General features: G+C 65.7%; 22 protein-coding genes. 6 read left to right on the top strand and 16 right to left on the bottom strand.

The features are described from left to right. Positions 1 to 2: 2 nt before the first annotated feature. From nuoH to DXK93_RS00775, 9 genes are all read right to left on the bottom strand, one after another. Positions 3 to 1,076, bottom strand: a complete 1,074-nt coding sequence (nuoH, locus tag DXK93_RS00815; protein WP_054450490.1) for an NADH-quinone oxidoreductase subunit NuoH — start codon at positions 1,074 to 1,076, stop codon at positions 3 to 5. Beyond that, on the bottom strand, positions 1,076 to 3,403 hold the full coding sequence (nuoG, locus tag DXK93_RS00810; protein WP_054450489.1) for an NADH-quinone oxidoreductase subunit NuoG: 2,328 nt from the start codon (positions 3,401 to 3,403) through the stop codon (positions 1,076 to 1,078). Before nuoG ends, nuoH begins: the two co-directional genes overlap by 1 nt. 15 nt (positions 3,404 to 3,418) lie before the next feature. Then, the gene (nuoF, locus tag DXK93_RS00805) at positions 3,419 to 4,786 is read right to left on the bottom strand and encodes an NADH-quinone oxidoreductase subunit NuoF (RefSeq protein WP_054450485.1); all 1,368 of its coding nucleotides are present in this window, start codon (positions 4,784 to 4,786) and stop codon (positions 3,419 to 3,421) included. Further along, on the bottom strand, positions 4,783 to 5,277 hold the full coding sequence (nuoE, locus tag DXK93_RS00800; protein WP_054450483.1) for an NADH-quinone oxidoreductase subunit NuoE: 495 nt from the start codon (positions 5,275 to 5,277) through the stop codon (positions 4,783 to 4,785). Before nuoE ends, nuoF begins: the two co-directional genes overlap by 4 nt. Before the next feature lie 47 nt (positions 5,278 to 5,324). After that, the gene (locus tag DXK93_RS00795; RefSeq protein WP_054450482.1) at positions 5,325 to 6,581 is read right to left on the bottom strand and encodes an NADH-quinone oxidoreductase subunit D; all 1,257 of its coding nucleotides are present in this window, start codon (positions 6,579 to 6,581) and stop codon (positions 5,325 to 5,327) included. Between the two features lie 3 nt (positions 6,582 to 6,584). After that, complete coding sequence (locus DXK93_RS00790; RefSeq protein ID WP_054450481.1) at positions 6,585 to 7,211, bottom strand: NADH-quinone oxidoreductase subunit C; 627 nt, start codon at positions 7,209 to 7,211, stop codon at positions 6,585 to 6,587. A 75-nt stretch (positions 7,212 to 7,286) separates the two neighbouring features. Beyond that, a complete protein-coding gene (locus DXK93_RS00785) occupies positions 7,287 to 7,763 on the bottom strand; it encodes an NADH-quinone oxidoreductase subunit B family protein (protein WP_006217960.1) in 477 nt (158 codons plus the stop codon). Between the two features lie 39 nt (positions 7,764 to 7,802). After that, complete coding sequence (locus DXK93_RS00780; RefSeq protein ID WP_006217959.1) at positions 7,803 to 8,162, bottom strand: NADH-quinone oxidoreductase subunit A; 360 nt, start codon at positions 8,160 to 8,162, stop codon at positions 7,803 to 7,805. 291 nt (positions 8,163 to 8,453) lie between these two features. Beyond that, positions 8,454 to 9,563, bottom strand: a complete 1,110-nt coding sequence (locus DXK93_RS00775; RefSeq protein WP_119449059.1) for a porin — start codon at positions 9,561 to 9,563, stop codon at positions 8,454 to 8,456. 478 nt (positions 9,564 to 10,041) lie between these two features. Between DXK93_RS00775 and DXK93_RS00770 the strand changes: the two genes are divergently transcribed. Genes DXK93_RS00770 through DXK93_RS00760 form a run of 3 tightly spaced genes read left to right on the top strand, consistent with a single transcriptional unit; the run spans position 10,042 to position 11,530 of the window. Then, on the top strand, positions 10,042 to 10,656 hold the full coding sequence (locus tag DXK93_RS00770) for a TetR/AcrR family transcriptional regulator (protein WP_119449058.1): 615 nt from the start codon (positions 10,042 to 10,044) through the stop codon (positions 10,654 to 10,656). Beyond that, positions 10,653 to 11,096 (top strand): PaaI family thioesterase, encoded by a 444-nt coding sequence (locus tag DXK93_RS00765; RefSeq protein ID WP_054450477.1) that lies wholly within the window; start codon positions 10,653 to 10,655, stop codon positions 11,094 to 11,096. Before DXK93_RS00770 ends, DXK93_RS00765 begins: the two co-directional genes overlap by 4 nt. After that, positions 11,093 to 11,530: an NAD(P)-binding domain-containing protein gene (locus tag DXK93_RS00760; RefSeq protein ID WP_054450475.1), complete on the top strand. Its 438-nt coding sequence runs from the start codon at positions 11,093 to 11,095 to the stop codon at positions 11,528 to 11,530. Before DXK93_RS00765 ends, DXK93_RS00760 begins: the two co-directional genes overlap by 4 nt. Here the strand turns inward: DXK93_RS00760 and DXK93_RS00755 are convergent. From DXK93_RS00755 to axyZ, 7 genes are all read right to left on the bottom strand, one after another. After that, positions 11,501 to 12,268, bottom strand: a complete 768-nt coding sequence (locus DXK93_RS00755; RefSeq protein ID WP_054450473.1) for a phosphatase PAP2 family protein — start codon at positions 12,266 to 12,268, stop codon at positions 11,501 to 11,503. The genes DXK93_RS00760 and DXK93_RS00755 overlap by 30 nt on opposite strands. Positions 12,269 to 12,309: 41 nt before the next feature. Further along, positions 12,310 to 13,092, bottom strand: coding sequence for a metallophosphoesterase (locus tag DXK93_RS00750; protein ID WP_119449057.1), 783 nt, complete (start codon positions 13,090 to 13,092; stop codon positions 12,310 to 12,312). Continuing rightward, positions 13,089 to 14,063 (bottom strand): diacylglycerol kinase family protein, encoded by a 975-nt coding sequence (locus tag DXK93_RS00745; protein WP_054450469.1) that lies wholly within the window; start codon positions 14,061 to 14,063, stop codon positions 13,089 to 13,091. Before DXK93_RS00745 ends, DXK93_RS00750 begins: the two co-directional genes overlap by 4 nt. Before the next feature lie 79 nt (positions 14,064 to 14,142). Then, complete coding sequence (locus tag DXK93_RS00740) at positions 14,143 to 15,942, bottom strand: gamma-glutamyltransferase family protein (protein ID WP_119449056.1); 1,800 nt, start codon at positions 15,940 to 15,942, stop codon at positions 14,143 to 14,145. 185 nt (positions 15,943 to 16,127) lie between these two features. Further along, positions 16,128 to 17,630: an ABC transporter substrate-binding protein gene (locus DXK93_RS00735; protein WP_119449055.1), complete on the bottom strand. Its 1,503-nt coding sequence runs from the start codon at positions 17,628 to 17,630 to the stop codon at positions 16,128 to 16,130. Between the two features lie 210 nt (positions 17,631 to 17,840). Continuing rightward, a complete protein-coding gene (locus tag DXK93_RS00730; protein WP_119449054.1) occupies positions 17,841 to 18,737 on the bottom strand; it encodes a LysR family transcriptional regulator in 897 nt (298 codons plus the stop codon). 75 nt (positions 18,738 to 18,812) lie between these two features. Next, positions 18,813 to 19,451 carry a multidrug efflux transcriptional repressor AxyZ gene (axyZ, locus tag DXK93_RS00725; protein WP_119449053.1) on the bottom strand — a complete coding sequence of 213 codons (639 nt, stop codon included), beginning with the start codon at positions 19,449 to 19,451 and terminating at the stop codon, positions 18,813 to 18,815. 223 nt (positions 19,452 to 19,674) lie between these two features. Here axyZ and DXK93_RS00720 point away from each other — a divergent pair, with 223 nt between their 5' ends. Genes DXK93_RS00720 through oprZ form a run of 3 tightly spaced genes read left to right on the top strand, consistent with a single transcriptional unit; the run spans position 19,675 to position 25,409 of the window. Next, on the top strand, positions 19,675 to 20,886 hold the full coding sequence (locus DXK93_RS00720) for a MexX/AxyX family multidrug efflux RND transporter periplasmic adaptor subunit (protein ID WP_119449052.1): 1,212 nt from the start codon (positions 19,675 to 19,677) through the stop codon (positions 20,884 to 20,886). Between the two features lie 6 nt (positions 20,887 to 20,892). Next, complete coding sequence (locus tag DXK93_RS00715) at positions 20,893 to 24,030, top strand: multidrug efflux RND transporter permease subunit (RefSeq protein WP_119449051.1); 3,138 nt, start codon at positions 20,893 to 20,895, stop codon at positions 24,028 to 24,030. After that, positions 24,027 to 25,409 carry a multidrug efflux RND transporter outer membrane subunit OprZ gene (gene oprZ / locus DXK93_RS00710; protein ID WP_119449050.1) on the top strand — a complete coding sequence of 461 codons (1,383 nt, stop codon included), beginning with the start codon at positions 24,027 to 24,029 and terminating at the stop codon, positions 25,407 to 25,409. The genes DXK93_RS00715 and oprZ overlap by 4 nt, the downstream gene beginning before the upstream one ends.

Raw genomic sequence — 25,409 nt, 5'->3', positions numbered from 1 at the left:
GCTTAGCGCCAAATGTTCCAGGGCGTCTGCATCCAGATCGCCACCACGACCAGCCAAACGCCGGTCAGCGGGATGAAGATTTTCCAACCCAAGCGCATGATCTGGTCATAGCGGTAACGCGGGAACGACGCGCGGAACCACACGAACAACGAGACCACGACGAACGTCTTGAGACCCAGCCAGATCCAACCCGGAATCCAGGTCAGCGGCGCGATGTCGATCGGGGAAGCCCAGCCGCCCAGGAACATGATCGAGGCCATGCAGGACAGCAGGATCATGTTGGCGTATTCGCCCAGGAAGAACAGCGCGAACGCCATGCCCGAGTATTCGACCATGTGGCCGGCCACGATTTCCGATTCGCCTTCGACCACGTCGAACGGGTGGCGGTTGGTTTCGGCCACGGCCGAAATCACGTAGATCACGAACAACGGCAAGAGCGGCAGCCAGTTCCAGGACAGGAACGTCAGGCCCTTGTCGGCAAACCAGCCGCGGTTCTGCACGTGCACGATCTCGGACATGTTCAGGCTGCCGGACACCAGCAGCACCGTCACCAGCACGAAGCCGATGGCCAGTTCGTAGGACAGCATCTGCGCGGAAGCGCGCAGCGCGCCCAGGAAGGCGTACTTGGAGTTCGACGCCCAACCCGCGACGATCACGCCATACACGCCCACGGACGTGATGGCCATGATGTACAGCAGGCCGGCGTTGACGTTGGCCAGGACCACGTCGGGACCGAACGGCACCACCGCCCAGGCCGCCAGGGCCGGCATCAGCGTGACCACCGGGGCCACGATGAACAGCACCTTGTTGGCCTGCGACGGAACCACCACTTCCTTGGTCAGCAGCTTGAACACGTCGGCGAACGGCTGCAGCAGCCCCTTGAAGCCGACGCGGTTCGGCCCCATGCGCACGTGCATGGCGCCGATCATCTTGCGTTCCCAGTAGGTCAGGTACGCCACGCACAGAATGATGGGCACGGCGATGACCACAATCTTGACGAGGGTCCAGAGGACCATCCAGACCGTCGGGCCCAGCAATGCCGTACCCTGGCTCTCAAGAACATTAAGCCATTCCATCAGGCACGCTCCACGCTGATTTGACCGAATGCGCCACCCAGGGCTGCGGTGTTTTCAAAGGCTGCGGAGATGCGCACGGCGCGGTCGGCCACGGCATCGTCCTGCACGGTTTCGAGTTCGACGGCGCCCTGCCCGCTCGACACGCGCACCTTGACGCCGGCCGTCAGGCCCAGGCTGGTGAGCGTGCGGCCGTTCATGGCGGCAGCCGGCTTCTTCGAGGCCGGGGCCGCTTGCAGCGGCTCCGAGCGGCGAACCATCGCGTCGGTGCGGTAGATCGGCACGTCGGCGACGCGCTCCAGGCCGCTGGCGGCCTGGCCCAGGCCCAGCGGGGCCTTGATCTCGTTGGACAGGCGGCCTTCGATGCCGCCAGCCAGCACGGCGTCGCGCACGGACTCGGAAGTCTCGTCGTCAAAGCCAGCCAGATGCAGGACGTTGCCCAGCACGCGCAGGACCTTCCAGCCCGGACGGGTCTGGCCGAACGGCGTGACCGTGCCCTTGAAGCTCTGGGCAAGGCCTTGCGCGTTGACGTAGGTGCCCGAGGTTTCGGTGAACGGCGACACCGGCAGCATGACGTCGGCCCATTCGGCGGCGGCCGAACGGTAAGGCGTCAGGGCCACGGCGAACTGCGCGCCGCGCAGCGCGGCGATGGCTTGCTGGCCGTTGTCGGCATCCAGCAGCGGCTCGGCGTGCAGGACCACGTAGGCCTTCAGCGGCTCGGCCAGCATGGCGGCTGCGTTCTTGCCGCCCTTGCCCGGAATGGCGCCGGCCAGGTAACCGCCGACGGTGTTGCCGCCGGAGGTCAGGAAACCGAACTTGCCGCCGGCCAACTCAGCCACGGCGCGGCCGTTGGCGGCCAGGGTCGAGGCCTGGGCGCTAGCCACTGCCAGGTTGCCCATCAGCACGGCGGTGTTGGCGCCGGAAGCCAGGCTGGCAGCGATGAGCTTGGCGTTTTCGCCGGGCGTGACCGAGGCGAACTCGGCCGGCACGGCCTGTTCCTTGGCCTGGGCCAAGGCGACCGCCACTTCGGCCAGCGCGCGCGCCAGCTCGGACGGGGCCACGGTGATACGGGCAGCCACGGGCATCAGGGGATCGTCGGCAGCGCTGTCGACCATCAGGATCTGCGTGCCGCGCTTGGCAGCTTGGCGCAGACGCTGCGCCATCAGCGGATGATCCTTGCGCAGGAAGGAACCGACCACCAGGACGCGATCCAGGTTGTCGAGTTCGGCGATGGGCATGCCCAGCCACGGCGCGCCGGTCAGGGCGGCGTCGAAGGCGGCATCGGTCTGGCGCAGGCGGAAGTCGATGTTTTCGGAACCCAGCGCGCGGACCAGGCGGCCCAGCAGCGCGTATTCCTCGGTGGTGGCGTATTCGGACGCCAGGGCGCCGATCTGGCCGGCGCCGAAGCTGTCGCGCACGCGGGACAGGCCCTGGGCCACGGCGGCAAGCGCGTCGCTCCAGGAGGCTTCCTGCCACTTGCCGTCGGTGCCCTTGATCATCGGGGCCGACAGGCGGTCTTCGCTGTTCAGGCCTTCATACGAGAAGCGGTCGCGGTCGCTGATCCAGCACTCGTTGACGGCTTCGTCTTCGAACGGAACCACGCGCATGACGCGGTCGCCCTTGACCTGGACCACCAGGTTGGCGCCCAGGCTGTCGTGCGGGCTGACCGAACGGCGGCGAGCCAGTTCCCAGGTGCGCGCGCTGTAGCGGAAGGGCTTGGAGGTCAGCGCGCCCACCGGACAGATGTCGATCATGTTGCCCGACAGTTCGGACTCGATCGAGCGGCCGACGAAGGTCGTGATCTCGGAGTGTTCGCCACGGCCCAGCATGCCCAGTTCCATGACGCCGGCGATTTCCTGGCCGAAGCGCACACAGCGGGTGCAGTGGATGCAGCGGCTCATTTCCTCGGCGGAAACCAGCGGGCCCAGGTCCTTGTGGAAGACCACGCGCTTTTCTTCCTGGTAACGCGAGGAAGAACCGCCGTAGCCCACGGCCAGGTCCTGCAGCTGGCATTCGCCGCCCTGATCGCAGATCGGGCAGTCGAGCGGGTGATTGATGAGCAAGAATTCCATCACCGACTTCTGAGCGGCGCGAGCCTTCTCGGAGCAGGTGTGGACGACCATGCCGTTGGTCACGGGCGTGGCGCAGGCGGGCAGCGCCTTGGGCGCCTTTTCCACTTCAACCAGGCACATGCGGCAGTTGGCCGCGATGGACAGTTTCTTGTGGTAGCAGAAATGCGGCACGTAAAGCCCGACTTTCTGGGCGGCATGCATGACCATGCTGCCTTCGGGCACTTCGACCTTGTTGCCGTCGACGGTTAGTTCAACCATTGCTGTTCCTGAGACCTACAGATATTGCGGGACCACACAAGACTTGTGCTCGATGTGGTGCGCGAATTCGTCGCGAAAATGCTTGAGAAAGCCACGGACGGGCATGGCGGCGGCGTCACCCAGGGCGCAGATGGTGCGGCCCATGATGTTGCCCGCCACGTTGTCCAGCAAGTCCAGATCTTCCGGACGGCCGTGACCGTTTTCGATGCGATGCACCATGCGGTAGAGCCAGCCGGTGCCTTCGCGGCACGGCGTGCACTGGCCGCAGCTTTCTTCGAAATAGAAGTACGACAGGCGCAGGAGCGACTTCACCATGCAGCGCGTTTCGTCCATGACGATCACGGCGCCCGAGCCCAGCATCGAGCCGGCCTTGGCGATGGAGTCATAGTCCATCGTGCATTCCATGATGATGTCGGCCGGCAGCACCGGCGCGCTCGAACCGCCGGGAATCACGGCCTTCAGCTTCTTGCCGCCGCGCATGCCGCCCGCCAGCTCCAGGAGCTTCGAGAACGGGGTGCCCAGCGGGATCTCGTAGTTGCCGGGACGCTCGACGTCGCCGGTGATCGAGAACAGCTTGGTGCCGCCGTTGTTCGGCTTGCCGACTTCGAGGTAGGCCTGGCCGCCGTTGCGGATGATCCAGGGCACCGCCGCGAACGTCTCGGTGTTGTTGATGGTGGTGGGCTTGCCGTACAGGCCGAAGCTGGCCGGGAACGGCGGCTTGAAGCGCGGCTGGCCCTTCTTGCCTTCCAGCGATTCCAGCAGCGCGGTTTCTTCGCCACAGATGTAGGCGCCGTAGCCATGGAACGCGTGCAGCTGGAAGCTGAAATCCGAACCCAGCAGCTTGTCGCCCAGGAAGCCGGCGGCGCGCGCCTCTTCCAGCGCTTCTTCGAAACGCTCGTAGACCTCGAAGATTTCGCCGTGGATGTAGTTGTAGCCGACGCTGATGCCCATGGCGTAGGCCGCGATCGCCATGCCTTCAATCACGATGTGCGGATTGAAGCGCAGGATATCGCGGTCCTTGAACGTGCCAGGCTCGCCTTCGTCGGAGTTGCAGACCAGGTACTTCTGGCCCGGGAAGGCGCGCGGCATGAAGCTCCATTTCAGGCCAGTCGGGAAGCCCGCGCCGCCGCGGCCGCGCAGGCCGGAGGCCTTGACCTCGGCGATCACGTCTTCCGGCTTCATGCCGGTGGTCAGGATCTTCTTCAGGGCTTCGTAGCCGCCGCGCTTGACGTAGTCGGCCAGGCGCCAGTTGGCGCCGTCGACGTCAGCCAGGATCTGCGGCTGGATGTGCCGGCCATGCAGGCACATCGAATTGGAAACATCGTTCAGCGGGTTGGGGTCCAGCCCCTGCGCGAACTGTTTGTACAGGTCGGGCGCGTTCATGCCGACTCTCCTTGCACCTTGAGGGCCGCGACCAGCGCGTCCAGCTTCTCTTCGGTCATGCGCACGCACATATGCTTGTTGTTCACGATCAGCACGGGCGAGTCACCGCAAGCGCCCATGCACTCGCCTTCCACCAGCGTGAACTGGCCGTCGGGAGTGGTGCCGCGGTAATCGACGCCCAGCTTGCGCTTGAGGTAGTCGCCGGCGCGTTCGCCGTCGCGCAAGGCACAGGGCAGGTTCGTGCAGACGGCGATCTTGTTCTTGCCGACGGGCTTGACGTCGAACATGTTGTAGAAGGTGGCGACTTCCTGGACCGCGATGGGCGGAACGCCAATGTAGTTGGCCACATCTTCAATGATTTCGGTAGCCAACCAGCCCTTCTCTTCTTGCGCGATGGCAAGCGAGGCCATGATGGCGGACTGCCGCTGGTCGCCCGGGAACTTCGCGAGTTCTCGGTCGATTTTCTGGTAGGCCTGTTCGGAAAGCAGCATAGTTTGAATCCGGGTTATGCGGGCGTGCTCGTGACTGTCTGGGCGGATCAGCGATCGATCTCGCCGAAAACGATGTCCTGCGTGCCAATGATGGTGACGGCGTCGGCAATCATGTGACCGCGCGACATTTCATCCAGCGATTGCAGGTGGACGAAGCCGGGGGCCCGAATCTTCAGGCGGTAAGGCTTGTTGGCGCCGTCGGACACCATATAGATGCCGAATTCGCCCTTGGGGTGTTCCACCGAGGCGTACGCTTCACCGGGAGGCACGTGGAAACCTTCAGTGAAGAGCTTGAAGTGATGGATCAGCTCTTCCATGTTGGTCTTCATGGCGGTGCGCTTGGGCGGGGCGATCTTGTGGTTCTCGATCATGACCGGGCCCGGGTTGTTGCGCAGCCATTCCACGCACTGGCGGATGATGCGGTTGCTCTCACGCATTTCGGCGATACGGACCAGATAGCGGTCATAGCAGTCGCCATTGACACCCACGGGGATGTCGAAATCGAGCAGGTCGTAGACTTCGTAGGGCTGCATCTTGCGCAGGTCCCAGGCCACGCCGGAACCGCGCAGCATCGGGCCGGTGAAACCCAGCGCCTTGGCGCGATCGGGGTCGACCACGCCGATGCCCACCAGACGCTGCTTCCAGATGCGGTTGTCGGTCAGCAGAGTTTCGTACTCGTCGACGCAAGCCGGGAAGCGGTTGGTGAAGTCTTCGATGAAATCCAGCAGCGAACCCGAACGCGCGTCGTTCATGGCGCGCACTTCCTTGTCGCCGCGGTACTTGCTGGTGTCGCCGTATTGCGGCATCGAGTCCGGCAGGTCGCGGTAGACGCCGCCCGGACGGTAGTAGGCCGCGTGCATGCGCGCGCCCGAAACCGCTTCGTAGCAGTCCATCAGGTCTTCGCGTTCACGGAAGGCGTACAGGAACACCGCCATGGCGCCCACGTCCAGCGCGTGCGAACCCAGCGACATCAGGTGGTTCAGCAGACGGGTGATCTCGTCGAACATCACGCGGATGTACTGCGCGCGCAGCGGCGCTTCGACGCCCAGCAGCTTCTCGATGGCCATGACGTAGGCGTGCTCGTTGCACATCATGGACACGTAGTCCAGGCGGTCCATGTAGGGCAGCGCCTGGATGTAGGTCTTGTGTTCGGCCAGTTTTTCGGTGGCGCGGTGCAGCAGGCCGATGTGCGGGTCGGCGCGCTGGATCACTTCGCCGTCGAGCTCGAGCACCAGGCGCAGCACACCGTGCGCAGCCGGGTGCTGGGGACCGAAGTTGAGCGTGTAGTTCTTGATTTCTGCCATGATTTAACGCCCCAAGCCGTAAGAGTCTTCGCGAACCACGCGCGGAGTAACCTCGCGCGGATCGATCGTGACCGGCTGGTAAATGACGCGCCGCTGTTCCGGGTCGTAGCGCATTTCGACGGTGCCGGACAGCGGGAAGTCCTTGCGGAAGGGATGGCCGATGAAGCCATAGTCGGTGAGGATGCGGCGCAGGTCCGGGTGGCCTTCGAAGACGATGCCGTACAGGTCGAAGGCTTCGCGTTCGAACCAGCCCACGGCCGGCCAGCATTCCATCAGCGAGGCGACCATCGGGAACTCGTCGTCCTCGGCCCAGGTGCGCACGCGCAGGCGCCAGTTGTTCTCGATCGAGAGCACATGGGCAACCACGGCGAAACGCGAGCGGTGGATCTTGGCGTTGGTTTCCTCGGGCAGTTGGCGCGTGCCGTTGCCCCAGGTCAGGTAGTCGACGCCGCAGAGGTCGATACAGGTTTCAAAGCGCAGGCCGGCTTCGGTGCGCAGCTTGTTGCAGACGGAGAACCACTGCTGCGCGGGTACTTCGAGCGTCAGCTCGCCCAACGCCTCGGTCAGCGCGATATCCGCGCCGAGGGTGGTCTGCAAATTGTTTTTCAGGGTTTCGAGCCTGGTCATCATCTTGTACGCTTAGGTGAACCGATATGCTGGTTTCGCGGGGCCGGCTGCAAAGGCTGCTGCCTGGCGCGGCGGAACTCAGCGCGCAATCGTGTTGGTCAGACGGATCTTGTTCTGCATTTGCAGCAAGCCGTAGACCAGCGCCTCGGCCGTGGGCGGGCAGCCTGGCACGTAGACGTCTACCGGTACGATGCGATCGCAGCCACGGACCACCGAATACGAGTAGTGGTAGTAACCGCCGCCGTTGGCACAGGAGCCCATGGAAACCACCCAACGCGGCTCGGGCATCTGGTCGTAGACCTTGCGCAGCGCCGGCGCCATCTTGTTGCACAGCGTGCCGGCCACGATCATCAGATCGGACTGGCGCGGGCTGGGGCGGAAGATGATGCCGAATTGGTCCAGGTCGTAGCGGGCCGCGCCCGCATGCATCATCTCAACCGCGCAACAGGCCAGACCGAAGGTCATGGGCCACATGGAGCCGGTCTTCGCCCAATTAAGGAACTTGTCGGCGCTGGTTGTGATGAACCCTTGCTTGAGAATGCCGTCTATAGCCATATTCGTCTCTGATAGCGTGCTGTGAAAAAACCCGGCGGGTTATTCCCAGTCCAGCGCGCCCTTTTTCCATTCGTAGATGAAGCCGACCGTCAGCACGGCCAGGAAAACCATGACCGTCCAGAAACCGACGAGACCGACCGTGCCCTGGGCGATGGCCCACGGGAACAGAAAGGCGATTTCCAGGTCGAAAAGAATGAACAGGATCGCCACCAGGTAGTAGCGCACGTCAAACTTCATGCGGGCGTCTTCGAAGGCCTCGAAACCGCATTCGTACGGCGAGAGCTTCTCGGCGTAAGGACGCCGCGGACCAAGGAGGGAGCCGGCCGTTAGAAGCGCGAACCCGATAAGGGTGGCCACTACGATAAACAGCAGGACGGGAAAATACTGTTGCAGGTTCATTCAGGCGTCCGTCAAATGCGCAAACCTTAGGATTGTAGCATTCGCGCGGTTACTTCTGGCTGAACTCTGTAGCTCGAACAGCAGGCGAAAGACAGCATTCCTTAAATGGAACAATGGCTGCTTTCAGCACCGGTACGCAAGCATACAGCAGCCTGCCGATGCACGCACAAACACACGCAAAAACACAGGCGCGAAAACGAAAAAAACCACCCCGGAGGGTGGTTTTATACAAACGGGCCGAAGCCCGTTTGTGCACTTTAAATCCAGGCAGGACTTGCGCCCTGCTTTGGATTAGAAGCGGTGACGGATACCGACGCCGACGGCGGTCGACTTGACGTCTTCCACGAAGGCGTAGTTCTTGGCGTACGAACCGTAAGCGTACAGGTTGGTGCGCTTGGACAGGTCGTAGGTGTAGCCCAGCGAGAAGACGTTCATCGTCTCAGCACCGTTGATACGGTCGTTGCTGGGGTCAACCATTTGCCACGAACCGAACAGCTTGCTTGCGCCGCCGATCGGGGCGGACAGGCCGACCATGTACGAGTTGGCCTTGAAGCCGTCAGCAAAGATGTTGGTGCCGATGCTCAGGGAGCCCGAACCGGTGTTCACGCCTTGGCCAGCGAACCAGCCGTCGGTCGTGCGAGCGTAGGCCAAGGCCAGCTTCACGACTTCGAAGTCGTACGAACCGCCGATGGCGTACATACGCGGGGTCGCGTCGGTCATGCCGGTCGGCAGGTTGTTCGAAGCGTTCAGCTGATCGTACGTCAGAGCGACGTTCAGCGGGCCGTTGACGTAGCGCAGACCGGTCGTGATGGCGCGGGTGTTGTCGGCGGTGCGGAAGCCCGTTTGAGCCGTGTTTTGGTCGTCAGCATTGAACGAGTAGCCGATGCCGAACTGGAAGCCGCTGAACGACGGGGTCTGATACATGACCATGTTGTCGTAGCGTTGCGTGTTGGCAGCGCTCATCGAAACGCCGATGTTAGCTTGACCGAAGCCAGCGCCGAACGGGTCGATCGAGCCGAAGTACTTCGACGCGATGTTGGTTTGGCGACCGAAGTCCAGTTGGCCCCAGCTGTCGCTAGCCAGACCGATGGTGGCTTGACGACCGAACAGGCGGCCGTTTTGAGCCGACTTGCCATTGCCCGAATCAAAGCCGGATTCCAGTTGGAAAACAGCGCGCAGGCCGTCACCCAGGTCTTCCGAACCACGCAGACCCCAGCGCGAACCGTTCTGGACGCCGTTGATCATGCCGAAACGGCTGCCGTTGATGGCATCAGGACCACCGCTGATCTTGTTGTAGCCGATACCCGTGTCGATAATACCGTACAGGGTGACAGACGTTTCTGCCTGGGCGACACCGGCAAAACCGGCGAGCAGGGCGGCAGCGAGCAGAGTCTTTTTCATTTAAGAAATCTCCGTTGATTTGAGTGACAAGAGCAGCAATCCAGCAAACCAGCCTGCCGCCCCCCTAACTCCGCGAAGGGAAGTTGACGCTATTGCATCAAAAATCAGGGGGGCTGGCTATGGTCGGCGCCAGAAAAGTGCAGGTTTACGACAGGCTTGTTGGGATATTGCAACAACTCAGCGAAGCCTGGCCGGACACGCTAGGGCTTACCCTTAGTTTTTAGGCCAAGCACCTATTCATGCGACTTTCAGCCCTGCCCCTAATTATCCGGATGCTCCGGATACCATCCCCGTCATCAAATACAGCTCCCTTCCGAGCCCTATTTCCGCGTCGCCGCGGCCTCCAACCAGCCATCGGAATCGCACCTTCGCCATAAGGCCCCCACAGCAGGAATGCGCCGACTCGTCCACTATCAATAACGTTGTTATTTATAAAAATCGCCGATATGATCGAATCGTCGTCTCACCATCCAGCCATATGCCTACGCCCACGTCCCGCGCCGACCGTTCCGAAAGACTGAATGCGTTGCGCCGCCAACTGATTCTGGACGCCGCCCAGCGCGTGTTCGAGCGCGACGGCCTGGAGAAGACCACGATCCGCGCGATCGCCAAGGAGGCCGGCTGCACCACCGGCGCCATCTATCCGTGGTTCGCCGGCAAGGAAACCATTTATGGCGCACTGCTGGAGGAATCGCTGGAACGCCTGCATGCGCATCTGGCCGAGGCGGCCTCCAGCGGGCCGGCGCCGGCCGCGGCGCGCACTGCGATCCATGCGTTCTTCGGGTACTACGCAGAACGGCGGACCGACTTTTCGCTGGGCATGTACCTGTTCCAGGGGCTGGGGCCGCGCGGCCTGGGCCGGGAAATGGACGAACGGCTCAACGCCCGCCTGCGCCAGTGCATAGATCTGCTGGGCGTGGCGCTGGCCCGGACCAAGTCCTGGGAGGCCGCGACCGTCGCCGTCGAACAGATGAATCTCTTCACCTATTTGATGGGGTTGCTGCTGCTGCTGCACACCCGCCGCCTGAAATCCCTGGGCCAGCAAGCGGAAACGCTGCTGGACAACTACTGCCTCGCCCTGGAGCAACGATGACCGCAACCGACCTGGACACCCCGGCCGACGCCCCGCTGATCAGCCTGGCCGACTTCCATATATTGCTGGCCGACCAGCATCCGTTTTCCATGCTGTTGGGCATAGACGTGATACGCATCGGCCGCGGCACGGCGCGCGCGGTGCTGCCGGCGCGCGACGCCCACCAGCGGCTGGGCGGCATCGTTGCCGGCCCCATGCTGATGGGCCTGGCCGACCTGACCATGTACGCGGCGGTGGTGGGCGCCACCGGACAGGCGCACGCTGTGACTGCCAGCCTGACGATCAATTTCCTGCGCAAGAGCCCCGCGGGCGCCATCTATGCCGACGCCCGGTTGCTGAAAGTGGGCCGGCTGTCCGCGGGGGAAGTCATCCTGACCGGCGAGGGTTCGGACGAACCTCTTGCCCATATCGTGAGCACGTGGTCCGTGCCCAAGCCATGAGCATGCGCGTGAGCATCGTCGGCATGGGCAGGATCGGCACGCAGGCCGCACAGCGCCTCCTGGCGGCCGAGCCGGACATCGCGCTGACCCTCTACGACATCGAGCCCGGGCGTTGCGAAGACTTCCGCGGCAGCGCGACGCTGGCCACCTCCGCGCGGGAAGCGCTGGAAGAATCCGACACCATCGTGCTGGCCCTGCCACGCGAACGCGAGATCGACCGCACGCTGGAGCGTTTCAGCGACGGCAACGTGACGGCGCCGGTGGCAGGCAAGCTGATCGTGGATCTGGAGCCGCCTTGCGCCGAACGCGCGCGCAGCCTGGACCAGGCCATCGTCGCGGCGGGCGGCCGCTACACCTGCGCGCCCCTGGCCGCGGCGGTGGACGCTCCGCTCGCCGAGACGCGCTTACTGAACGCGCTGGCCCGCGGCGCATGAGGGCCGCAGGCGCTGCGCCGCCGCCACGCACAGCGCCAACCAGGCCAGGCTGACCGCGAAGCCCGCCAGCACGTCGCTGGCGAAATGGACCTGCAGCAGGATGCGGCTGAGTCCGATCGCCATGATGAGCGCCGCCAGCAGCGCAATGCCGGGCAGGCGCCAGGCAGGCGGCGCCAGACGCCACAACAGATAGCAGGCCATGCCGTAGACGGCCATCGCGGCAGAGGAGTGGCCGCTGGGAAAGCTCCATCCCGCCACGCTGGCGTAGCCATGATCGTGCTCTGGCCGAACCCGTTCGAAGGCGTGCTTGAGCAGCCAGTTGAGCGCGCCGCCCACGCCCGTGGCGACGGCGCAGACCAGGGCCAGCCGCCATTCTCCGCGCCACAACAGGAACAGCGTCATCAGCACACTGACCCCGGTCAGGAATTTCCGGTCGCCCAGGTAGGTGAACCAGGACAGCAGCCACAGCAACGGCGTGGACATGGACATGCTCAGGGAATTGGCCAGGGCCCGGTCGAACGCCACTACCCTCCCCTCGCTTTCTATCGCGAAAGCCAGGACCAGGAAGAGTACGAGCGCGGCGCACGTACCCGTCATGAAGAGGGCGTCGCGGCGACGGCCGCGCAGACTCAGGCCGCAGCGCGCAAACACGAGCGCCACCCCGCCGGCCAGCAACGGCAGCGCGATGAACAACTGCAAGGCATGGGCCGCGGCCCATGCCGCGTACGCGTCCGTCATGAATAAGAGCCCGCCACGATCAAACTCCCGATCCTTCTCAATTACAGCGCGACCAAGGTCCTGTCTACCGGTGCAAAAGCATGCGCCCCGGCGGCGTAGTCCCAACGCTCGATATGGCAGTCGCCTGCCCCCTCGCAGGTGATGACATTGACCGAATTGGGCACATTGCCGCGCACGCGGCGCGAGCAGGTGGTTCCAGCCTGGACGACCCAGCCGCCGGAAGGCGCCGCCGGGTTCGCGGGCAGCACATAGGGCAGATGGATATGCCCCCCCAGAATCAGGTCCACGCCCGCCTGCGTCCAGGCTTCGAGAGCCCGTTCGCGCCCGTTCAGCAGATTGGACAGGTCCGACTCGACCTTGGCGCGCACGGGATGGTGCGCCACCACGACGCGCAACTGCCCGGGCCTGGCCTGGCGCAGCCTCTCGGCGACCCGGGCTATCTGCGCGCCGGATATCTCGCCATCCTTGCGGCGGCGCGGGCGTGTCGTGTTGACGCCGATGGCGAGCAGGCCGGCGTTCTCGAACACGGGTTCGAGCACTGGCCCCAAAGCCCGCTTGTAGTTGCCGTAAGGATTGAGCGCGCGCGCAAACACGTTGAACAGCGGAATGTCGTGATTGCCCGGCACGGTCAGCACCGGCAGCGACAGGCGCTCGATGAACCTGCGGGCGGCGGCGAACTGGCCGCGCCGCGCGCGTTGCGTGATGTCACCGCTAAGCACCACCAGGTCAGGCGCAAGCGTGCAGGCCAGGTCCAGCGCGGCTTCGACCACGGGTTTGCGTTCCGTGCCGAAGTGGGTATCGGAAAAATGCAGGATACGGGTCATGAACGGTCCAGATATTGCGAGTCCGCCGGCACCACCAGCGGCAGCCGTTCGTCGGCCACTTTGAATTCCAGCGGCGTATCCATCCAGGAGATTTCGCCGTCCATCGCCACCTTGACGCGGCGGCGCCCGCGCACGGCCACCGTCAGACGGTCGAAGGCGAAACTCACCACATGCTCGGCTTCGCCCAGGCGGCTGAACAAGCCGCGCAACAGCAGGCCATAGAGCGCCAAGGTGCCGACCGGCCGCGCCGCCATGGCGATCAGGCGGTTCTGATCCAGCTCAGCCGATTCGATGCCGATGTGCTCCAGCTGGAGCTTGTTGTTGCCCACCACCAGGGTGGGCGAGCGCAGATTGCGGGCCTGCCCGCCATGATCCAGCAGCAGGCTCAACTGGCGTGGCGCGCGCAGCAGGGTGACCAGGCCGGACCACAGCGCCACCATCCGGCTGCGGCCATACTTCTGTTTATAGGCTTCGCGGTCCTCGAGCAATTGCGGATACAGACCCAGGCTGGCATTGACCAGGAACAGCCGGCCGTTGAGCATGCCGACTTGCACCGGCCTGGGCTGGCCTTGCAGAAAGCCGCGCAAAGCCACCTCGGTATCTTGCGAGATGCCGTAGCTGCGCCCGAAGTAATTGAACGTGCCCTGGGGCAGGATGCCGAACGGCACTCCTTTGCCAAGCACCACACCCGCGACCGCATTGAGCGTGCCATCGCCGCCTGCCGCGATGACCACGCCCTGCTGTTCCTGCGCGCGCGTGACCGCGGCCTCGGCCGTGGCGGTCAGGCGCGACGGATCCTGCACGGGCATCAATTCGTAACGGCGCCCGGCCTCGTCGAGTATGCGACGGATCGTGTCTTGGAGGATCTGCGCGTCGCCGCGTCCCGATCCGGTATTGAGGACGATGAAGAGGGGTTCTTGTCCCGTCAGGGAATGGGCCGCTGTTGCCGGTTTATGCTGGGTTGGCGTCATGCGACAAACATACCCCATGCCGGCAAAGCGCCGCAACAAGGCTGGCGGCGGACGCGCCAGGCGCGCCCGCCGCCGCCGTTCAGCGGCCGATGGCGTAAGCCTGCATCAGGCGCGGCGTGGCTGCCGCGTGCAGGAGGCCGTCGGCATCGCGCGAAGCCGCGGTCAACCTGCCCACCGACCACTCTGACACTTCCTCGATCTGGTGCCCGCGCTGGCGCAGCGCCGCGATGACCTCGGCGCCGAAGCTCGCCTCCACCGCCAGATGCCCCGGCTTGCGGTCGCGCGGATAGAAGGACGTGGGGAAATGCATGGTGTGGGACATGGGCAGGTCGATCGCTTCCTGCAGGTTCAGGCCGTGGTGCACGTGACGCAGGAAGAACAACAGTTGCCATTGCTCCTGCTGGTCGCCGCCCGGCGTGCCGAAGGCCAGGTAGGGCTTGCCATCGCGCAGCGCCAGCGAGGGCGTCAGCGTGGTGCGCGGACGCTTGCCGGGCGCCAGCGTGCCAGGCAGCCCTTCTTCCAGCCAGAACATCTGCGCGCGGGTGTTCAGGCCGAAGCCGAGTTCCGGGATCACCGGCGAAGACTGGAACCATCCGCCCGAAGGCGTGGCCGAGATCATGTTGCCCCAGCGGTCGATGACGTCCACGTGCGTCGTGTCGCCGCGTTTGGCGGAGGCGCGCATGTCGGCAAGCGTGGGTTCATTGGTGGCGCTGCCGGGCGCGGATACCTTGGACAGGCGCTCCAGCGTGTCCATGACGCGCTTCACTTGCGCCTCGAAACCCGGCACCTGGCCGGGCAGCAGATCCTGCGAAGCCGACTCGCCGATCAACGCGCGGCGTTCGGCGTTATAGGCGTCGGACAGCAGATGGTCCAGCGGCACGTCGACGAAGGCCGGATCGCCGTAATAGGCCTCGCGGTCGGCGAAGGCCAGCTTCATGGCCTCGGTCACGCGGTGCACGAATTCGGCGCTGGTCGGGCTCACGCCTGCCAGATCCATCTCCTTGAGCAGCGCCAGGGTCTGCAGGAAGACCGGACCTTGACTCCAGGAGCCGGCTTTCGCCACGGTGTAGCCGTGATAGTCGTAGGTGACCGGCGTGTCGTAGCTGGCCGACCAGCCCGCGAGGTCCTCGGCGGTAATGACGCCGCGGTGGGTGGACCCGCTCTCGTCCATGACATCGGTGTTGCGCGCAAACTTGTCGATTTCCTCCGCAATGAAGCCACGGTAGAAGGCGTCGCGTGCCGCTTCGATCTGGCGCTCGCGGTCTGCGCCGGCGCTTTCGGCCTGCTTCAGCACGCGGGTCCAGGTGCGAGCCAGCGCCGGATTGCGGAACAGTTTGCGGGCCTCGGGCACCTGGCCGCCCGGTACGTAGACCGCGGCCGTCGTGGGCCAATGGGTCTGGAAGAAGTCCTTCAGGCCGGCGATGGTGTTGGAGATGCGCGGCATGAGCGCGTGGCCGTGCTCCGCGTAATAGATGGCGGGCTCCAGCACGTCGCGCACGCGCATGCTGCCGTGGTCACGCAGGAGCAGCATCCAGGCGTCGAAGGCGCCCGGAATGACGGCGGCCAGCAGGCCGTTGCCGGGAATGAGCTTGAGGCCTTCGGCGCGGTAGCGTTCGAGCGTGGCGGCAGCGGGCGTGGTGCCCTGGCCGCACAGCACCTCGACGCGGCCGGTGCGCGCGGAATAGAACACCGCGGGCACTTCGCCGGCCGGGCCCACCAGATGGGGTTCGACCACCTGCAGCACGAAGGCTGAGGCCACGCAGGCGTCGAAGGCGTTGCCGCCGCGCTCCAGCAGCGACATGCCGGCGGCGCTGGCCAGCCAATGGGTGGAGGTCACGACACCGAAGGTGCCAAGGATTTCCGGGCGAGTGGTAAACATGATGATTCCTATAGGGCTGCCGCTGAAACGCGGAACACTTCCTGCACGGCGGGCGCCTGGCGATCAAAAGAACAGGCACGCTGGAGAGGCCGGCGGACGCTGCCAGCCGGGGCACCGCGGATCCGGCTCCGCCGGTCCGCCAGCGCCGCCCCCTGGGGGGCCCGCGCCAACGGGTAGGGGGGAGCCTACTTTTTTGCCACAGTGACGCCCTTCAGGCGGATCAGGCCGTCGGGGTAAGGCACAAAGCCCTCCACCTTCTTCTGCACGCCAAAGGTCCACGGCAGGTAGAACAGGTAGACGATCGGGCGCTGGTCCTGCATCGCCGTCAGCACCTGGTCATACATGGCGCGGCGCTTGGCGGTGTCCGATTCGGCGCGGGCGTCGTTGAGCAGTTTGTCCACGGCGGCGTCGCAGAACTTGCCGTCGTTCAGGTTGCCCTTGCAGCTCAGGTACTGGTGGATGTTGCCGCTGGGATCGACGCGGCCCGACCAGCCGCTCTGCCCTACTTCGAAGTCGCCGCGCGCGAGCGAGGATTGCAGGGACGCGAACTCCACCGGACGCAGTGTGATGTCGAAGCCCGCTTCGGCGCCCATGGCCTGTACCAGCTCGAACACCTGTTGCATGGTGGTGTTGTTGCCAAAGGTGATCTCGAACTTGACGCGGTCATAGCCCGCTTCCTTCAACAGCGCCTGCGCCTTCTTGGGGTCGCGGCCCTTGTGCTCGAAGGCGGTGTTGTAGGCGAAGCTGGCCGGCGGGAACGGCTGATAGGCGGGCTGGAACATGCCTTCGCCGATCACCTGATTGAGCACGTCGCGGTCGATCGCGAGGTCCAGCGCCTGACGCACGCGCTTGTCCTTGGCCAGGGGGTTGTTGGCGCGCGCGCCATTGGCCAGGTTCACCGAAATGGCCTGGAAGCCCAGGCCGGTCACCGGCGCCAGGGTCAGGTTCTTGTCGTCCTTCACCGCCTTGGCATCGCTGGGCGCGACGCGCTCGATGATGTCCAGGTCGCCGGCGCGCAGGTTGTTCAGGCGCACGGTGTTGTCGGGAATCGGGGTGTAGACCAGACGGTCGAAGTGATAGTTGGCGGCGTCCCAGTACTTGGGAAATTTCTCGAGCACGATGCGGTCGTTCTGCACGCGCTCCTTGAACTGGTAGGGGCCGGAGCACACCGGCTTGCCGCCAGGGTCCTTGTCGAAGCTGGCGGGAGACATCATCATCCCGGCGCGGTCGGACAGCTGCGACAGCAGCGAGGCATCGGGTTCGGACAGCGTCAGCACCACGGTGCTGGCGTCCGGGGCCTCGACGCTGGCGACGGTGGCCAACTCGCTCTTGCGGTTGCTGTCGGGCAAGGTGCGGGCGCGGTCCAGGTTGGCCTTGACGGCGGCGGCGTTCACCGGCGTGCCGTCATGGAAAACGGCGTCGGTGCGCAGCTTGAAGGTCAGGACCTTGTTGTCGGGGCTGAAGGTCCAGGATTGCGCCAGCTGCGGCACGATCTTCAGGTCCGGCGTGATCTCCACCAGCTTGTCGCAGAGGGAAGCGAAGACGATGCGGCCCACGAAGGTGCGCGCGCGCACCGGGTCCAGCACGTCGGGGTCGTCCTGCAAGCCGATACGCAGGGTGGATTGCGCTTGCGCCAATCCGCTGGCCAGCATTCCCGCCATGGCCATGGCGAGGCAAAGTTTACGCATGAAAGATCTCCGTCGGTTCAGGTCGGCCTGGTTCCCCACGCGGACGCGCCGCCCGGCATGAGGGAACAGACCCGAGCCGTGCTGCATCCGGGTCCATCCCCCGCTGCGCACGTTCTTGTTGGATTCTGCGCCAGGCGCGCGGCGATTGTATAGAGCGGCGGCTGTCGTAAGCCTAAATGCGCGCCGGACGGCCGCCTTGCGGACGCACCCTCAGGGGATGCGGCAAGGGGCCGCGAAGTCCACGGCGGCCTGGACCTCGGCGCGCAGCTTGGCGACCAGCGGCCGGGCATCATCGCGGCGGTACTGGAATGCATAAGGCATGGCCGCCAGCGGCGTATCGCCTTCCAGCACGCGCAGGCTGCCCTCGGCCTGCAAGGCGCGGGCCCAATGGCTGGGCAGCAGGCCGACCCCGGTGCCTTCTATCAGAAGGCCGACCACCGCCCCCCAGTTGTTGCAGCAGAGGCGTTCGCCGCCGGCATCGCGGCCCGCCAGCCAGTCGTCGATGATGCGCGTGGTGCCGGCCCCCGCCGGCAGCGTGACCAGCGGCAGGCGGGCAAGCAGCTCCGGCGTCATGCGCGTGGCGCCGTCCAGCAGCGCCGGCGCGGCGACCCAGGAAAAGTCGGCCTGGCCTATGGCCGTGGAAGCGATATTGGGCCGAGAGGAACGGCCGGCGATCACGGCAAAGTCCAGTTCGCCGTCGGCCACGCGCTGCTCCAGCACCTGGCCGATGTCCACATAGGGTTCCAGCACCAGGTCCGGATAGGCGGCGCGCACGCCCCGGATCAGCCGCGGCAGCCAGGTGAGCGCGGTCAGCTCGCCCACGCCGAAGCGGCAGCGACCGCTGAGCCCCGCGCTTTGCGCCAGCGACGCCCGTATCTGCTCCGCCGAGGCCAGCAGGTCGCGCGCCTGCGGCAGCAGGCGCTGGCCGGCGTCGGTCAGCACCGCCTTGTGGCCGCTGCGATCGAACAAGGACAGGCCCAGGCCTTCCTCGAGCTCGGTGATGCGCTTGGACAGCGACGATACCGACAGATGCAGACGCTCGGCCGCCACGGCGAAACTTGCGCAGGTGGCGGCCCAGTAGAAGGCTTCGAGTTGCTTGAGGGTCATGCGCGGATTGTAGGGGCGTCCGGCATGGGGATGCTCAGTTCAGGAGCATCCCGTTGAAAAGCGCCCGCCGCGGAATCAGGCGGCTTTCGGCGTCAGCAGGTGCGCGGAAAACCGGAGGGTATCGATGGCGGCGCGGAGCATGCGCTCGACGCGCGGCCACATGTCGCCCTTGAGGCGATCGGACCAGCAGATGCTGTCAAACACCCCGTCGACCAGGGCGTGCAGATAAAGATTGGACAGGCGCACGTCCAGCGCGCGCGGCAGGTCCTCGCGCTTGACCGCGGCGCGCAGCAGTTTCTCCGAGGTGCGCAGGGCGTGGCGCTCCCACAAGTCACGGCGGCGCAGCAGCGGCGCGTTCTCGTCGCTACGTTCGCATTTGAGGTACAGGATTTCCAGCACGCGCTGCACCGAGCCTTCCTGCGCGTAGATCTGGATGTATTGCCGCATGGAGGTGTAGAGCGATTCCAGCGCCTCGCCGTCGGTCGAGACATGAGTCAGGGGAGCAGCCTCGCCCAGCGCGCGGTCGCACATGGCGATGCAGACGTCGATCTTGTTTTTGTAATGGCCGTAGACGGCGCCCCGGGACACCCCTGCGTGGTCGGCGATGTCGCTCATGGTGGTGGCGGCCACCCCCTTGGACAGGAACACGTGCTCCGCGGCATCCAGGATGCGGTCGCGGGTGCGTTGGGACTCTTCTTTCGTCTTGCGGGCCATGCGGGGGACCTCCTTCTTAAAAACCGGCTGCAAAAAAACGGCGGCTTCAAAACAAGAAGCCGCCTCTTTCGTCACTGTGAATAAGTGTGAAGCGGGGAGCATACTTCCGAACAAAATAATTAATCAAGCGTGACGGATTAAATGATAGACTCGCTTCCCCACGCGGGAAAGTCGGCGCCTTTCCCCACCTCAGCCCTCTGCGGGCCCATCAGAAATTTTAAAAATGAAGCAAAGAGTCTCTCTACGCACGCTCGCCCTTTCTTCCGTACTAATTCTTATTACCGGTTGCTCGAAACCGGAAGCCCAACAAGCCACCGAGGCTCCCGCCGAAGTCGGCGTCATCGTTGCCCAAGCCACGCCCACCAGCGTCGCGACCGAATTGCCGGGCCGGCTGGAGCCCTACCGCGAAGCCGAAGTGCGCGCGCGCGTGGCCGGTATCGTCACCGCGCGCCTGTACGAAGAAGGCCAGGATGTGACGCGCGGCGCCGCCCTGTTCCAGATCGATCCCGCGCCGTTGCAGGCCGCCTACGATTCGGAAGCCGCGAACCTGGCGCGCGCGCAGGCCAATCTTTCCGCCGCCGCCGACAAGCTGCGCCGTTACGCTGACCTGGTGTCGGACCGCGCCATCAGCGAACGCGACCACGCCGAAAGCGTGGCGCAGGAACGCCAGGCCCGGGCCGAGGTCGCCCTGGCCCGCGCCAACCTGCAAAGCGCCAAGCTGAAGCTGGATTACGCGCGCGTCACTTCGCCCATCGACGGCCGGGCGCGACGCGCGCTGGTGACCGAAGGCGCACTGGTGGGCGAAGGCCAGGCCACGCCGCTGACGGTGGTGCAGCAGATCGATCCCATCTATGTGAACTTCGCCCAGCCGGCGGCCGAGGTGATGCAGTTGCAGAAGCAGATCCGCGCGGGCGCCCTGGAAGGCGTGGCGCCGGACCAGGTGCGGGTGCGGCTGCTGCTGCCCGACGGCTCGGAGTACGGGCGCGGCGGCACGCTGTCGTTCGCCGATCTGGCGGTGGATCCCGGCACGGACAACGTCACCATGCGGGCGCTGTTCGAGAACCCGGGCCGCGATCTGCTGCCGGGCATGTATGTGCGGGTGCGGCTGGAGCAGGCGATCAACCGCGACACCTATCTGGTGCCGCGCAACGCCCTGCTGCGCAATGCCGAAGGCGCGCACGTGCTGGCCGCGGGTGCAGACGGAGAGCTGAAGAAGATCGCCGTCACCGCAGAGCGGCTGCAGGGTCCGAACTGGATCGTCACGCAGGGATTGGCAGGCGGCGAACGCATCGTCGTCGAGAACGCCGCGCATATGGCGGCGGGACAGAAAATCAAACCGGTGGAGCGGGGCGCGCCCGGTGCGCAGGCCCCCGCCGCCGGCAACCCGGAGGCCGGCGTCCAGGCTAGGACGTCCGCGCCGGGCCAAAAAGGATAAACCGCAATGGCGCGTTTTTTTATCGATCGCCCCGTCTTCGCCTGGGTGATCTCGCTGCTGATCGTGCTGGTCGGCATCCTGTCGATCCGTGCGCTGCCGGTGGCCCAATATCCGGACATCGCTCCGCCCGTGGTCAACGTCGGCGCCAGCTACCCCGGCGCCTCGGCCAAGGTGGTCGAAGAGGCCGTCACCGCCATCATCGAACGCGAGATGAACGGCGCGCCGGGACTGATGTACACCTCGTCCAGCAGCGACTCGACGGGCTGGGCCAGCATCAACCTGACTTTCAAGCAAGGCACCAACCCGGACCTGGCGGCCGTGGAAGTGCAGAACCGCCTGAAGGCGGTGGAGCCGCGCCTGCCGGAATCGGTGCGCCGCGACGGCGTGCGCGTGGAGAAGGCGGCCGACAACATCCAGCTGGTGGTGTCGCTGAAATCGGACGGCGGCCTGGATGACATCCAGCTGGGCGAGCTGGCCGCTTCCAACGTGCTGCAGGCGCTGCGCCGCGTGGAAGGCGTGGGCAAGGTGCAATCCTTCGGCGCGGAAGCCGCCATGCGCATCTGGCCGGATCCGGCCAAGCTGACGGCCATGTCCCTGACCCCGGGCGACATCGTCTCGGCCCTGCGCAGCCACAATGCGCGCGTCACCATCGGCGAGCTGGGCAACCAGGCCGTGCCCAAGGACGCCCCGCTGAACGCCAGCATCGTCGCGGGCGAGTCCCTGCGCACGCCCGAGCAATTCGGCAACATTCCGCTGCGCGCGCAGCCGGACGGCGCCACTTTGCGCCTGAAGGATGTGGCGCGGGTCGAATTGGGCGGCACCGACTACATGTACCTGTCGCGCGTGAACGGCATGACCGGCACGGGCCTGGGCATCAAGCTGGCGCCGGGTTCGAACGCGGTCGAAACCACCAAGCGCATCCGCGCGACCATGCAGGAGCTGGCCCAGTATTTCCCGCCGGGCGTGACCTGGGACATTCCGTACGAGACATCCACCTTCGTCGAAATCTCGATCAAGAAGGTGCTGATGACCCTGCTGGAAGCCGTAGCCCTGGTGTTCTGCGTGATGTACCTGTTCATGCAGAACTTCCGCGCCACGCTGATTCCGACGCTGGTCGTGCCGGTGGCGCTGCTGGGCACGCTGGGCGTGATGCTGGGGCTGGGCTATTCCATCAACGTGCTGACGATGTTCGGCATGGTGCTGGCCATCGGCATCCTGGTCGACGACGCCATCGTGGTGGTGGAAAACGTCGAGCGCATCATGGCCGAGGAAGGCTTGTCGCCGCGCGAGGCCACGGTCAAGGCCATGGGCCAGATCAGCGGCGCCATCGTGGGCATCACGGTGGTGCTGGTGTCGGTGTTCGTGCCGATGGCCTTCTTTGACGGCGCCGTGGGCAACATCTACCGCCAGTTCGCCGTGACGCTGGCCGTGTCGATTGCCTTCTCGGCCTTCCTGGCGCTGTCGCTGACGCCGGCGCTGTGCGCCAGCATGCTCAAGCCGATCGCCGCCGGCCACCACGAGAAGCGCGGCTTCTTCGGCTGGTTCAACCGGGCCTTCGCGCGCCTGACGGCGCGCTACACCGCCCGGGTGTCGGGCGTGCTGGCCCGTCCGGTGCGCTTCGGCCTGGCCTATCTGGCGGTGATCGCCGCGGTGGCGCTGCTGTTCGCCCGGCTGCCCTCTTCCTTCCTGCCGGACGAAGACCAGGGCAGCTTCATGGCCATGGTCATCCTGCCCCAGGGCTCGCCGCAAGCCGAAACCATGGCGATGGTGAAAGAGGTCGAGCGCTACATGATGGAACATGAGCCCGTCGAATATGTGTATTCGGTCAACGGCTTCAGCAACTACGGCAGCGGACCGAACTCGGCCATGTTCTTCGTCACGCTAAAGGACTGGAAGCAGCGCGGCGGCGCCGACCTGCACGTGAACGCGGTGGTGGAACGCATCAACGCCGCCTTCGCCGACCGCAAGAACGTCATGGTGCACGCGCTGAACTCCCCGCCGCTGCCGGACCTGGGCTCCACCTCGGGCTTCGACTTCCGCCTGCAGGACCGGGGCGGCCTGGGCTACGAGGCCCTGGAGCAGGCGCGCCAGCAATTGCTGGCAGCGGCGGCCAGGCATCCCGCGCTGACGGAGGTTGTCTTCGCCGGCCAGGAAGAAGCGCCGCAGCTGGAGCTGCGCGTCGACCGCGACAAGGCGCAGGCCATGGGCGTGCCACTGGACGAGATCAACACCGCCCTGGCGGTAATGTACGGTTCGGACTATATCGGCGACTTCATGCTCAATGGCCAGGTGCGGCGCGTGACCGTGCAGGCCGACGGCAAGAGCCGTGTCGACATGGAAGACGTGTCGCGCCTGCATGTACGCAACCTGCAGGGCCAGATGGTGCCGCTGTCGGCCTTCGCCACCCTGAAATGGTCGATGGGACCGCCGCAGCTCAACCGCTACAACGGCTTCCCGTCGTTCACCATCAACGGCTCGGCCGCGCCCGGGCACAGCAGCGGCGAGGCCATGCGCGCCATGGAGGCGCTGGCGGCCGAACTGCCGCGCGGCATCGGCTTCGACTGGTCGGGGCAGTCCTACGAGGAACGGCTGTCCGGCAACCAGGCGCCCGTGCTGTTCGCGCTGTCGGTGCTGGTCGTGTTCCTGGCCCTGGCCGCGCTGTATGAAAGCTGGTCGATACCGCTGGCGGTGATCCTGGTGGTGCCGCTGGGCGTGATCGGCGCGGTGCTGGGCGTGACGCTGCGCGGCATGCCCAACGACATCTACTTCAAGGTCGGCCTCATCGCCACCATCGGGCTGTCGGCCAAGAACGCGATCCTGATCGTGGAAGTGGCCAAGGACCTGGTGCGCGACGGTCAGGGCATCGTGTCCGCCACGCTGGAGGCCGCCAGGCTGCGGCTGCGGCCCATCGTGATGACCTCGCTGGCCTTCGGCGTGGGCGTGCTGCCCCTGGCGCTGGCCACCGGCGCGGCCTCGGGCGCCCAGGCCGCGATCGGCACGGGCGTGCTGGGCGGCATCGTCACGGCGACGGTGCTGGCCATCTTCCTGGTGCCGCTCTTCTTTTTGATCGTGGGCCGCGCGCTGGGCATGCGCGTGCGCCCCTCGCGTCCGCAAGGCCGCGAAACGCTGGAGACCACGCCATGAAGGCTATGGCAATGACCCTGCTTGCGCTGGCCCTGGCCGGCTGCTCGCTGGCCCCCACCTATGAGCGACCGGCAGCGCCGGTCCCCCAGGCCTATGACACGGTCGCCGCGGACGGACTGGCGGCGATGCCGCAGGACTGGCGCGATTACTTCAACGACCCGGCGCTGCAGGCCTGGATCGCCGCCGCGCTCGAGAACAACCGCAACCTGCGGGTGGCGGCGCTGCGCATCCAGGAAGCGCGGGCGCTGTACGGCGTACAGCAGGCCGACCGCCTGCCGTCCATCGACGGCACGGGCGAGTTCAGCCGCGGACGCGGCGCGGAGCCCGGCCAGCCGCGCATGCCGGTGGCCGACCGCTACCGCGCCGCGGTCGGCATCGCCGCGTTCGAACTGGATTTCTTCGGCCGCGTGAAGAGCCTGAGCGACGCGGCGCTGTCGCGCTACCTGGCCAGCGAGGAAGCGCACCGTGCTGCCACGCTGTCGCTGGTGTCGGAAACGGCCACGGCCTACTTCAACCAGCGCTCGCTGGCCGAACAGCTGCGCCTGACCGAAAGCACGCTGGCGCTACGCGAGGCCTCGCTCAAATTGAACCAGCGCCGTTACGACGCCGGGCTGGAAACGGCCGTGGGGCTGCGTACCGCGCAGATGCTGGTGGAATCCTCGCGCGCCACGCATGCCGAACTGAGCCGGGAATACCGGCAGTCGGTGCACACCCTGGGCCTGCTGGCGGGCGACTTTTCGCTGCCGCCCGACACCGATGCCGTCACGCTGGAAAGCCAGAGCCTGACACCGCTGGCCGCGGGCCTGCCTTCGACCCTGCTGGTCCGTCGCCCGGACTTGCGCCAGGCCGAGGACACGCTGCGGGCCGCCAACGCCGACATCGGCGCGGCGCGCGCGGCGTTCTTCCCGTCGGTGCAGATGACGACCGACATCGGCACCACGGCGGGCAGCTTCTCGGACCTGTTCGGTTCGGGCACGGGCACCTGGACCTTCGCGCCCAAGCTGACGCTGCCCATCTTCAACGCCGGACGCAACAGCGCCAACCTGTCGCTGGCGGAAGCGCGCAAGGACATCGCGGTGGCCCAGTACGAGGGCAGCATCCAGCAGGCCTTCCGCGAAGTGGCCGACGCGCTGTCCGCGCGCGACACGCTGCGCGCCCAGATCGACGCCCAGCGCAAGGTCCGCGACGCCGACCGCGACCGCCAGCGCCTGACCGAAAGGCGCTACGAACGCGGCGTGGCGAGCTACCTGGAAATGCTGGAAGCGCAGCGCAGCCTGTTCGAATCCGAACAGGAGTTCATCCGGCTGCAGCAGCGCCGGCTGGTCAATGCGGTGGAGTTGTACAAGGCGCTGGGCGGCTGGGAGCAGCCCCGCTCATGA

Source organism: Achromobacter sp. K91, assembly GCF_003576205.1.
GTDB lineage: Bacteria > Pseudomonadota > Gammaproteobacteria > Burkholderiales > Burkholderiaceae_B > Achromobacter > Achromobacter aegrifaciens.
This window is presented reverse-complemented; position numbering and strand designations above follow the sequence as displayed.

Excerpts from the sequence above, each read along its gene's own strand:
- DXK93_RS00790 (WP_054450481.1), bottom strand. The coding sequence starts at position 7,211 with ATGATGACCAGGCTCGAAACCCTGAAAAACAATTTGCAGACCACCCTC.
- DXK93_RS00745 (WP_054450469.1), bottom strand. The coding sequence starts at position 14,063 with ATGACGCCAACCCAGCATAAACCGGCAACAGCGGCCCATTCCCTGACG.
- DXK93_RS00795 (WP_054450482.1), bottom strand. The coding sequence starts at position 6,581 with ATGGCAGAAATCAAGAACTACACGCTCAACTTCGGTCCCCAGCACCCG.
- DXK93_RS00755 (WP_054450473.1), bottom strand. The coding sequence starts at position 12,268 with ATGACGGACGCGTACGCGGCATGGGCCGCGGCCCATGCCTTGCAGTTG.
- DXK93_RS00775 (WP_119449059.1), bottom strand. The coding sequence starts at position 9,563 with ATGAAAAAGACTCTGCTCGCTGCCGCCCTGCTCGCCGGTTTTGCCGGT.
- DXK93_RS00765 (WP_054450477.1), top strand. The coding sequence starts at position 10,653 with ATGACCGCAACCGACCTGGACACCCCGGCCGACGCCCCGCTGATCAGC.
- DXK93_RS00785 (WP_006217960.1), bottom strand. The coding sequence starts at position 7,763 with ATGGCTATAGACGGCATTCTCAAGCAAGGGTTCATCACAACCAGCGCC.
- axyZ (WP_119449053.1), bottom strand. The coding sequence starts at position 19,451 with ATGGCCCGCAAGACGAAAGAAGAGTCCCAACGCACCCGCGACCGCATC.
- DXK93_RS00740 (WP_119449056.1), bottom strand. The coding sequence starts at position 15,942 with ATGTTTACCACTCGCCCGGAAATCCTTGGCACCTTCGGTGTCGTGACC.
- DXK93_RS00720 (WP_119449052.1), top strand. The coding sequence starts at position 19,675 with ATGAAGCAAAGAGTCTCTCTACGCACGCTCGCCCTTTCTTCCGTACTA.
- DXK93_RS00735 (WP_119449055.1), bottom strand. The coding sequence starts at position 17,630 with ATGCGTAAACTTTGCCTCGCCATGGCCATGGCGGGAATGCTGGCCAGC.
- nuoH (WP_054450490.1), bottom strand. The coding sequence starts at position 1,076 with ATGGAATGGCTTAATGTTCTTGAGAGCCAGGGTACGGCATTGCTGGGC.
- DXK93_RS00750 (WP_119449057.1), bottom strand. The coding sequence starts at position 13,092 with ATGACCCGTATCCTGCATTTTTCCGATACCCACTTCGGCACGGAACGC.
- DXK93_RS00760 (WP_054450475.1), top strand. The coding sequence starts at position 11,093 with ATGAGCATGCGCGTGAGCATCGTCGGCATGGGCAGGATCGGCACGCAG.
- nuoG (WP_054450489.1), bottom strand. The coding sequence starts at position 3,403 with ATGGTTGAACTAACCGTCGACGGCAACAAGGTCGAAGTGCCCGAAGGC.
- DXK93_RS00780 (WP_006217959.1), bottom strand. The coding sequence starts at position 8,162 with ATGAACCTGCAACAGTATTTTCCCGTCCTGCTGTTTATCGTAGTGGCC.
- DXK93_RS00770 (WP_119449058.1), top strand. The coding sequence starts at position 10,042 with ATGCCTACGCCCACGTCCCGCGCCGACCGTTCCGAAAGACTGAATGCG.
- DXK93_RS00730 (WP_119449054.1), bottom strand. The coding sequence starts at position 18,737 with ATGACCCTCAAGCAACTCGAAGCCTTCTACTGGGCCGCCACCTGCGCA.
- nuoF (WP_054450485.1), bottom strand. The coding sequence starts at position 4,786 with ATGAACGCGCCCGACCTGTACAAACAGTTCGCGCAGGGGCTGGACCCC.
- oprZ (WP_119449050.1), top strand. The coding sequence starts at position 24,027 with ATGAAGGCTATGGCAATGACCCTGCTTGCGCTGGCCCTGGCCGGCTGC.
- DXK93_RS00715 (WP_119449051.1), top strand. The coding sequence starts at position 20,893 with ATGGCGCGTTTTTTTATCGATCGCCCCGTCTTCGCCTGGGTGATCTCG.
- nuoE (WP_054450483.1), bottom strand. The coding sequence starts at position 5,277 with ATGCTGCTTTCCGAACAGGCCTACCAGAAAATCGACCGAGAACTCGCG.